This window comes from Sphingomonas sp. (assembly GCF_019242355.1).
Taxonomy (GTDB): domain Bacteria; phylum Pseudomonadota; class Alphaproteobacteria; order Sphingomonadales; family Sphingomonadaceae; genus Sphingomicrobium.
On record NZ_JAFAVR010000001.1, the window covers coordinates 1 to 9402 of the forward strand.

The following is a 9402-nucleotide window of genomic DNA, read 5'->3' on the forward strand; positions in this document are numbered from 1 at the left end:
TCCCGAGACCCAGGGAATGCTGGATTTCTGCGCCGAGAAGCAGATCTACCCGGAGGTCGAGTTCATCGCGATGAACGAGGTCAACGAAGCGTATGAGCGGCTGCTGAAGAACGACGTCCGCTACCGGTTCGTGATCGACATGGCGCGTGGCCTATAGAGCTCGAGGGGAAAAAGATGAGAGAGGCGGTTCACCCGGTCCCTGTTGACTACAAGGCCCGCATCGGCCCAGCCGAGCTTGCGGCGCTCAACGCCGCGGCTGCCGCCGATCCCGATCGCTTCTGGCTTGACCAGGCGAGGCGCCTGACCTGGAACAAGGCCCCGACCGTGCCCGGCGACTGGTCGTTCGACGAAGGCGACTTCCACATCCGCTGGTACGCGGACGGCGAGCTCAACCTCTCCGTCAACTGCCTCGACCGCCACCTCGCCGAGCACGGCGACCGCACCGCCCTGATCTTCGAAGCGGACGAGCCGGGCGACGGTCGCGCCGTCACCTATCGCGAGCTGTACGAAGAGACCTGCCGCTTCGCCAATCTGCTCAAGGACCGTGGCGTCGGACGCGGCGACCGTGTCATGATCTACATGCCGATGATCCCCGAGGCGGCGGCGGCGATGCTGGCCTGCGCGCGGATCGGCGCCATCCACTCCGTCGTGTTCGGCGGCTTCTCGCCTGAGAGCCTGCACGGGCGCATCGTCGATTGCGACGCCAAGGCCGTCATCACCGCCGACGAGGGCGTCCGGGGCGGCAAGCCGATCCCGCTCAAGCGCAACGTCGACGCAGCGCTCGATCAGCGCGACGTTCCCACCGTCATCGTCGTCACCCGGACAGGTGCGGACGTGCCGATGAAGGCCGGCCGCGACGTCAGCTACTCGGATGAGCGCGGCCGCCTCGCGACCGATTGCGCGCCCGCGGTCATGAACGCGGAAGACCCGCTGTTCATCCTATACACCTCCGGCTCGACCGGAAAGCCGAAGGGCGTCGTCCACACCACCGGCGGCTATGCCGTCTGGGCCGCAACCACCTTCGACTGGATCTTCGACTATCGCGATGACGACATCTTCTGGTGTACTGCCGATGTCGGCTGGATCACCGGACACAGCTACGTCGTCTACGGCCCGCTGATGAATCGCGCGACCAGCGTCATGTTCGACGGCGTCCCGAACTACCCGGATTTCTCTCGCTTCTGGGAGACGATCGACCGTCTCGGCGTCACCATTTTCTACACCGCCCCGACTGCCATCCGCGCGTTGATGCGCGAAGGCGATGCGCCCGTCACGCGCTATAGCCGCAAGTCGATCCGACTGCTCGGCACGGTCGGCGAGCCGATCAACCCCGAAGCTTGGGAATGGTACTGGCGAGTGGTCGGCGATGGGCGCTGCCCTGTGATCGATACATGGTGGCAGACGGAAACTGGCGGCATCCTGATCTCGCCCTTTCCCGGCGCGACTCCCATGAAACCTGGCTCGGCGACGAAGCCGCTACCCGGCGTCCAGCCGCTCCTGGTCGACGCTAATCATCAGGTGCTCGAAGGCGCGACCAGCGGCAATCTGTGCCTCGCCGCCTCCTGGCCCGGCCAGATGCGCACCGTCTGGGGCGACGACCGCCGCTTCTTCGAAACCTATTTCAAGGCGTATCCGGGCCTCTACTTCACCGGCGACGGCTGCCGCCGCGACGAGGACGATTATTACTGGATCACCGGACGGGTGGACGACGTCATCAACGTTTCCGGCCATCGCATCGGCACCGCGGAAGTGGAAAGCGCGTTGGTGGCGCACCCCATGGTCGCGGAGGCCGCTGTCGTCGGATTTCCGCACGACATCAAGGGGCAGGCGATCTACGCCTTTGTCACCCTGATCGCGGGGGCGGAAGGAGACGACGCGTTGCGGAAGCAGTTGAACGGCGAAGTCCGCAAGGACATCGGAGCGCTGGCGACACCCGAAAAGATCCAGTTCACGCCAGCCCTCCCCAAGACCCGATCGGGCAAGATCATGCGCCGGATCCTGCGCAAGATCGCGGACGGCGCAACCGACGGCTTCGGCGACACGTCGACGCTGGCCGACCCGAGCGTCGTTGACGCGCTTCTCGCCGGCCGTCAGTGAGACTCGCTCCAGCGGCGCTCGGCGCCCTCGTCCTTGCCGCGACCCCGGCGGCCGCCGCTTTCAACCCGGTCGAATTTTTCCGCGGCCGCACCCATGGCGAGGGCACGCTCAAGATCATCTTCCAGTCGACCAAGACGATGTCGGTCGATAGTGAGGGCAGCACCGAAAAGGACGGCACACTCCTGCTCAAGCAGGTCATCCACGAGCCATCCAAGCCGCCGCGCGTCAGGTACTGGCGGATGCGCCAGACCGGTTCGCACAGCTTCGCCGGCACGCTGACCGATGCCGCCGGCCCGGTTCGGGTCGACGTGAACGGGGATGAGGTCCGCATCCGCTACACCGCAACGAACAACCTCGACTTCGACCAGCTGCTGACTCCGCAGGGCCCCGACCGGGTACACAACGTCATGAAGATCAAGCGCTTCGGATTCACCGTCGCACATTACGACGAGTTCATCCGCAAGCTCGATTGACCCCCCTCAGGCACTCGACGGTCTCGGAACGGAAACGAAACACTTCCCGTTGCGTTCGTCTTGCGGTGCGCTGCCCCAGTTGGGCGGCGAGAGAGCTCGCAAGAAAGGAGCGCGTAACATCATGAAACGACTTCTATGCGCCGCCGCCGTGCTGGCGCTGGTCACTCCGCAGGTGGCCGCGGCACAGTCGCACGACCGCGACAGGCACAACGCCCAACAGGCCCAGGCGCAACGGCGGCAGGCGGCGCGGCAGCAGCATGCCACGGCGGCCCGCACCGAGGCCGTTCGCCAGCAGGCGGCGCGGCAGCGGCACGGCATCGCCGTCCACACCCAGGCCGTCCGCCAGCAGGCAGCCCGGCAGCAGCACGGCATCGCGGTTCATACCCAGGCGGTTCGGCGGCAAGCGGCCCGCCAGCAGGAGGCAGCTCGCGATCGCGCCCACCGTGCGGCCGGCTACCATCCGACGCATGTCCAGCGCGTCCACGCTGCGGCGTTCCGCTATCCGCACGGCTATAGCTATCGGCGCTGGAACGCCGGCTCGGTCCTGCCACGGCTGTTCCGTTCGCCGACCTATTACTACACGAACTGGTACGATCTCGGCTTCGGCCCGCCGCCGCCGAGCTTCCGCTGGGTTCGCTACGGTCCGGATCTGCTGCTCGTGAACGTCTACACGGGCCGGATCCGCGACGTTGTTTACAACGTTTTCTACTGATCGGACTCCATAGCCACGGGCGCGGTGCGGCTCAGTCTCGAGCCGCACCGCAACCGTCCGGGAACGACTGAGCTCGGCGCCCCCGGCACGTTGCAAATCTTTAATGGGAACGCCGCGCCCTGACGGACGCTCTCTCCGTGGCCATCCAAAGGCCATGGGAGAAAGCTGATGAAACTCATTCTTGCACTGGCGGCGACGCTGCTGGCGTCGAGCGCTATGGCGCAGACCGTGCCGCCAAGCACCGGAACGACCACCCCCGACCAGACCAACCCCACCCCTCCGGTCGCCCCAGACACCACCACGCCGGCGCCCCAGACAACGCCGGACACAACCTCGAACCCGGACACGACGACGCAGACCGCTCCGGACTCAGCGGCGATGCCAGCGCCAGCGACGGACACGAGCATGTCGACGCATCACGTGCGACATCACATGAAGCGGCACCATGCGAAGAAACGCCACCATGCAAAGCGGCGCCATCACGCGAAGCATCGCCGCCATCACAAGGTGGTCCATCATCACGTGACGGTTCATCACGACAGCTCAACGGGGCACGTCACTCACGTGAACATCAATCGCAACGTGACGCATCGGCACGTCACGACGACAACGCCGCCGGCGACACCGCCCGCGCAGCCGCAATAAACAATCAAGTCACGGTTCGCACGGGGTCACTGTCTCGTGCGGACCGTGGCGGCCTTCGATCGGCCCACGTCGAGGCTCCTGCGCCTCCTTCATAAATCCCTCGCGGTCATGCGCGCGCGGAGTTAGCTCGGCCCGCGCGGCCGTTGGCCCGTCAGGCCGACTTGGCGACCCGACCGGTCAGCATCTCGCCGACAATCCGGGCCGGGATGGCTTTAGAATAGAGATAACCCTGCCCGGTGTGGCAGCCGAGACCGATCAGGTGCAACTCCTGCTCCGGCGTCTCCACGCCCTCGGCAACGACTTCGATATCCAGACTCTGGCCGAGGTTCACGATCGCCTTCGTGATCGCCTCCGCTTCGCCGCTCCGGCCGAGTCGGTGAATGAAGGAGCGGTCAATCTTGAGGGCGTCGACGGGAAACTGCATGAGATGGGCGAGCGAGGCATGACCGGTGCCGAAGTCGTCCAGGGCGATGCGCACACCGGCCGAGTTCAGCCGTCGAAGTGCCCGCTTCACATGGTCGGCGCCCTGGCCAAGGAAAACCGTCTCGGTGACCTCGACCTGCAGGCAAGCCGCGGGAATTCCCCGGTCCTCGAGCTTGTCGATAAGCTCCTGGGCGAGATTGCCGGACCGGAACGCGCCCGCCGAGGCGTTGATCGCGACATGGCCGAAGTCGATACCTGCGTCGATCCAGCGCCGGATGTCCGCCAGGGTACTTTCGATGATTCGGTCGCTGATCGCGGCCGACACAGTCGGGTCATCGAACGCCGCCTGGAGCTTGTCGGGGAGGCGCAGGCATCCCGCCGGATCGCGCCAGCGGAGCAAGGCCTCGAACCCGACGATGCGGCCGCTGCGCAGGTTGACCTTCGGCTGATAGTGCGGAAGCACGCCGTCGCTATCGAGTGCTCGCCGCGCCAGGTAGATCATCGAGTTCCTGGTCTGGAACTGGTTGCGCATCGAGCTGTGAAAGATCTTCAGCTGGCCCCGCCCCGCCGTCTTGGCGGCGTAGAGGGCCATGTCCGCGGCCTTCATCAGCTCGGACCGCTCCGCCCCGTCGCGAGGGAAAAGCGCGGCGCCGATGCTTGCGTTGCAATCGAGTTCTCGCCCCGAATGCGCGAACGGCGTCTTGAGCCTGGCGAAGATGCGCTCGGAGGCGGCGGCAATCTCCGCGTCCGAACGCGCCTGCAAAACGATCGCGAATTCGTCGCCGCCAAGCCTGGTCACCAGGTCCTCGGGCCGCAGCGAACTCCTGAGCCGGTCCGCGAACGCGCACAACAGCGCATCGCCGGCATCGTGTCCGCACGTGTCGTTGATCAGCTTAAAGTTATCGACATCGAGCACAAGCAGGGCGCAATCGCGCGCCGGCGAGGGCAGACTTGCAAGCTCATCGAGACGCGATTGCAGAACCACCCGGTTCGGTAGTTCGGTCATCGCATCGTGGTTCGCCATCCACAGTGCCCGCTCTTCCGACCTTTTCTGATCCGTGACATCGCGAGCAACGATAAGCGCCAGGTTCGAGCCGTCCGAGATCGGCGACACTGCGACGTCGAACCAGCGTCCGCCGTCGTCCTGGGGATGCCAGACAGTCAGCCGGGCCGTCTCGCCCGCCGTCACCCTCTGCAACGCGTCCTCACCCTTGTCGCGGACGTCGTCGGGCAGCATGTCGAGCCAGCGGACCCCCAGCAGGTCGGCCGTCCGCTCGGCCTGCGGACAGTTGCAGAAGGCGATGACCCCGTCCCGGTCGAGGAGCAGCGTGTAGTCCGGGCTGGACTCGAGGATGCTTCGGTTGAACGCCTCGCTCTTCTCCAGCGCGTCCTGGGCCGTCATGCGGGCGACCACCATCCCGTTCAACCGGAACGCGGCAAAGCCGATCGTGACCATATAGGTCGGGAGCTGGATACTGATCACGAGCAGCGATCTTTCCGGCGCTACAAGGGCCGCAAGCGCGCATGGCAGCATGCTGAATACCATCATGACCATGACCAGCCGCGGCGTGCCGAAGTTGCGGAGGCAGATGCCGGAGACCATCCCGGCACACGACAGGCAGGCAATGACGGCCAGGATCCAGTCCTGGCTGGCAATACTGGCGTAAGCGCCGAAACCCACCGAAGCGGCCCACGCGCAGGACAGCGCCACGGATGCCGAAATCGGCGGCTGCCGTCCGCCAGCCAGCGCGCGCTTGCCTGCGACGAGGATGCCTAGCCTGCTGATGCCAAGCACGATCTCCGCGCCGAGCCACAGGAAGAAGATCAGGGAGGGATGCCGAGCGACACCGATCGCCGCGATGATGACGCTGTTGATCACGCCACCGAGGAAGATCGGCACGGAGGCATAGAGCCCGCTCGTCAGGTGGGCGGCGATCGCGGGGCTGACATCGGATCGATGGGCGACGATCCACCGTGCAAGTCGCGATTTCGGAAGGATGTCGTGCTGCAAGACCGACCTGACCCGAGCATCGTTGCAGGCCATCGAGACGATGCCCTCTCATAAAAGCCTTGGCTGACAGCGAGTTAACAAGGTTTCAAAAGTCCATTTCGGTTCTTCTTCTCCCGCTCGTTTGCAAGGACGCCGCCGTCGGCTACGTCCTCGGGAAGGGGAGGCCGTCATGACAAGCGACGCGGCAGCACAGGGGAATGGACCGGGATCGATGGCGCGCGTCATCGTCGCATCGTCGGCGGGGACCGCGTTCGAATGGTATGACTTCTTCATCTTCGGGAGCCTCGCTCCGGTCATCGGAAAGGCCTTTTTCTCCGCCCTCGACCCGACGCCGGCGCTGATCGCGGCTCTCGGCCTGTTCGCTGCCGGCTTCGCGTTCAGGCCGCTCGGAGCGCTCATCTTCGGAATTGTCGGCGACCGCATGGGCCGCAAGGGCGCCTTCCTCGTGACGGTCAGCCTGATGGGCGGCGCTACCTTTCTGATCGGACTGCTGCCGACCTACGCCCAGGCGGGCGCGCTTGCCCCGACGCTGCTGATCCTGCTGCGAATCCTGCAGGGTATCGCGCTCGGCGGCGAATATGGCGGCGCTGCCATCTATGTCGCCGAGCACAGCGCGGACGACCGCCGTGGCGCCGCCACCGGATGGATCCAGTCGACGGCGTCGTTCGGGCTGCTGGCGGCGATGCTGATCATCTATGTCAGCCGTACCCAGCTGGGCGAGGATGCTTTCGGCGCCTGGGGCTGGCGGATTCCGTTCCTGGTTTCGGTCGTGTTGCTGGGCGTGTCGCTGTGGATGCGGCTGAAGCTGTCCGAAAGCCCGGAATTCCAGCGGCTCGTCGCGGAAGGACAGGTCACGAAGGCTCCGCTGCGCGAGGCCTTCGGGCAGGCCGAGAACCTCAAGCGAGTCGCCATCGCCTTCCTCGGCGTGATGCTCGCCCAGGGCGCGGTCTGGTACTTCACCTTTTTCTACCTGCAGGTCTTCATGGAGAAGACGCTTGGCGTTCCCGGTGCGACCAAGGACCTGCTGCTGGCGGTCATGACGGCGATCAGCGCGCCGCTCTACGTATTCTTCGGCTGGTGGTCGGACCGCTTCGGACGCAAGCCCATCGTGGTCGGTGGGATGGCGCTAGCGCTGCTGCTTTATTTCCCCGGTTCACACTGGATCGCCCAGGCCGCCAACCCGGCGCTGGTCGCCGCGCAGCGCAGTACGCCCGTTGTGATCGAAACCGATCCCCGGACCTGCTCCGCCCAGTTCGACCCCGTCGGCACCGGCAAGTTCACCAGCGCCTGCGACATTGCCAAAAGCGCGCTCATCAGTCGCGGCATATCCTACAGCGAGCGATCTTCGGCGGACCGCCAGACCCGCGTCCTCGTCGGTCGCAACATCCTGCCCATATCGGGTGGCGAAGGGCTCGCCGGCGCCGAGCTCAAGGCGATGAAGGCGAACGCAGGCGATGCGATCGGGACCGAGCTGCACTCCGCAGGCTATCCCGGGGCCGCGGACCCGGCGAAGATGAATTTCCCGGTCCTGATTGCCGTCCTGCTGCTGTTCGTTGTGGCAGCAACGGCACTCTACGGCCCGCAGGCGGCGGCGCTGGTCGAGATGTTCCCGAGCCGCGTTCGCTACACAGCCATGTCCTTTCCCTACCACTTCGGAATCGGGTGGGTCGGCGGCTTCCTTCCCGCCGTCAGCGTCGCCATCGTCGCAGCGACCGGCAACATTTATTCGGGCCTCTGGTACGCGGTGGTGTTCACCGGCATTTCGGTTGCCGTGTCGCTGCTCTTCCTGCCCGAGACGCGGGGCCGCAGGCTCGACGAAATCTAGCTTATGGGCACCAGTGGATGTCGATCGGCTGCTCGGCCTCGGCGAGGACGCGACCGATCGGCAGCTTGGAGCTCTGGCCGTCGGCGATTGCCCGCTCCAGAACCTCGCGCTTTTTCTGACCCGTCACGGTGATCAGCACCGTCCGCGCCGACAGGATCGCGGCGCGCGTCAGCGTCACCCGCGCGACTGGCGCCTCGGGAGGCAGCGGGTCGGGCATCACGCCGACCGCCCGCCGCGCTTTCGGAGCGTCGAGGGCGTCCTGAAGGTCGGCTCCCGGAAAGATTGACGCGGTGTGCCCATCCTCGCCCATGCCGAGCCAGACGAGGTCGGGCGGCCATGGCAGATCCTGCAGCAATGCGTCAGCGGAGTTTCCGGCGAGCCGATAGTCCGCGACCTTGCCGCTGACGATCGGGATGACGCGCGCACCCGTTGGAAGGAAGCTCCGCGCGATCTCGCGGACGTTCGACAAATCATTGTCGACCGGCACCAGCCGCTCGTCGCCGGGAATGATCGTCACGCGCTTCCACTGCACCTTCTGGGCCGCGAGCTTCGGGAACACCGCAGGCGCGGTCTTTCCGCCTGGAACGGCGATCAAAGACGCGTTACGAGCCTCGACGGCGCTTTCGACAATGAAGCCGATGTCGCCGGCGACCGCGTCGGCCAGCTCGTCGAGCGTGTCATATTCCCACCATTCGGCTTCGATCATGTCGGCACTTCCGTTGTCAGCTATCGCGGCGGCGTCTGCCCGTATCCGAACCAGCCTGCAACCGCCTGTCCGCTCCGATTGAGCGCCGGCCGAAAATGCAGTCGCTGGTGAACGATGTTGCAGATCTCGGAATCGATCGTCGCGACGCCGGTCCCGCGATCGACCATGCACTCGGCGATATAGCCTTGAGCATCCACGCGCAGCCGCATGAACACGGGCCGTCCGCCCGGCCACTGATCCAGGAACTCCCGAGGAAAATCTCGGCCGCGAAGCACCGGCGTCACCAGATGGGGCGGTGAGACGACGCCGCCATCGCCGCTTCCCGATCCGGAACCCGAGCCGCTGCCCGTGCCGTTGCCCTGACCGCCAGTGCCCGTGCCCGTCCCGGCGACGGCTGCGGCGCCCTGGGTCGGCGCCGTGCCCTCGGCAGGAGTCACGGTCGCGACTATTGGCGTCGGCACCGGCAGCGGAATGCGAGGGGTCGGTGCGACGACCGGAGTGGCCTGACTC

At 65.8% G+C, this 9402-nt stretch carries 8 protein-coding genes; 5 read left to right on the plus strand and 3 right to left on the minus strand.

Going from position 1 to position 9402, the window contains the following annotated elements; translation table 11 throughout:
• Nucleotides 1-174 precede the first annotated feature (174 nt).
• The 4 genes from acs to JOZ79_RS00020 all read left to right on the plus strand — a co-directional run bounded on the left by acs (nucleotide 175) and on the right by JOZ79_RS00020 (nucleotide 3927).
• The gene (gene acs / locus JOZ79_RS00005; RefSeq protein WP_294068858.1) at nucleotides 175-2097 is read left to right on the plus strand and encodes an acetate--CoA ligase; all 1923 of its coding nucleotides are present in this window, start codon (nucleotides 175-177) and stop codon (nucleotides 2095-2097) included.
• A complete protein-coding gene (locus tag JOZ79_RS00010; RefSeq protein WP_294068861.1) occupies nucleotides 2094-2570 on the plus strand; it encodes a DUF3833 family protein in 477 nt (158 codons plus the stop codon). The genes acs and JOZ79_RS00010 overlap by 4 nt, the downstream gene beginning before the upstream one ends.
• A gap of 121 nt (nucleotides 2571-2691) precedes the next feature.
• A complete protein-coding gene (locus JOZ79_RS00015) occupies nucleotides 2692-3282 on the plus strand; it encodes an RcnB family protein (RefSeq protein WP_294068864.1) in 591 nt (196 codons plus the stop codon).
• A 168-nt stretch (nucleotides 3283-3450) separates the two neighbouring features.
• Nucleotides 3451-3927, plus strand: coding sequence for a hypothetical protein (locus JOZ79_RS00020; protein WP_294068867.1), 477 nt, complete (start codon nucleotides 3451-3453; stop codon nucleotides 3925-3927).
• A gap of 151 nt (nucleotides 3928-4078) precedes the next feature.
• Here JOZ79_RS00020 and JOZ79_RS00025 read toward each other — a convergent pair whose 3' ends face one another.
• A complete protein-coding gene (locus JOZ79_RS00025; RefSeq protein ID WP_294068870.1) occupies nucleotides 4079-6394 on the minus strand; it encodes a GGDEF and EAL domain-containing protein in 2316 nt (771 codons plus the stop codon).
• Nucleotides 6395-6530: 136 nt separating this feature from the next.
• Between JOZ79_RS00025 and JOZ79_RS00030 the strand changes: the two genes are divergently transcribed.
• Entirely contained in the window at nucleotides 6531-8186 is a 1656-nt protein-coding gene (locus tag JOZ79_RS00030) for an MFS transporter (RefSeq protein ID WP_294068873.1), read from the plus strand.
• A gap of 1 nt (nucleotide 8187) precedes the next feature.
• Here JOZ79_RS00030 and pgl read toward each other — a convergent pair whose 3' ends face one another.
• Both pgl and JOZ79_RS00040 read right to left on the minus strand, forming a co-directional pair.
• Nucleotides 8188-8892 (minus strand): 6-phosphogluconolactonase, encoded by a 705-nt coding sequence (gene pgl / locus JOZ79_RS00035; RefSeq protein ID WP_294068876.1) that lies wholly within the window; start codon nucleotides 8890-8892, stop codon nucleotides 8188-8190.
• Nucleotides 8893-8912: 20 nt separating this feature from the next.
• Nucleotides 8913-9402: hypothetical protein (locus tag JOZ79_RS00040; RefSeq protein WP_294068879.1), on the minus strand; the 490-nt coding region annotated here is incomplete at its 5' end.

Excerpts from the sequence above, each read along its gene's own strand:
- JOZ79_RS00020 (WP_294068867.1), top strand. The coding sequence starts at position 3,451 with ATGAAACTCATTCTTGCACTGGCGGCGACGCTGCTGGCGTCGAGCGCT.
- JOZ79_RS00015 (WP_294068864.1), top strand. The coding sequence starts at position 2,692 with ATGAAACGACTTCTATGCGCCGCCGCCGTGCTGGCGCTGGTCACTCCG.
- JOZ79_RS00025 (WP_294068870.1), bottom strand. The coding sequence starts at position 6,394 with ATGGCCTGCAACGATGCTCGGGTCAGGTCGGTCTTGCAGCACGACATC.
- acs (WP_294068858.1), top strand. The coding sequence starts at position 175 with ATGAGAGAGGCGGTTCACCCGGTCCCTGTTGACTACAAGGCCCGCATC.
- pgl (WP_294068876.1), bottom strand. The coding sequence starts at position 8,892 with ATGATCGAAGCCGAATGGTGGGAATATGACACGCTCGACGAGCTGGCC.
- JOZ79_RS00030 (WP_294068873.1), top strand. The coding sequence starts at position 6,531 with ATGACAAGCGACGCGGCAGCACAGGGGAATGGACCGGGATCGATGGCG.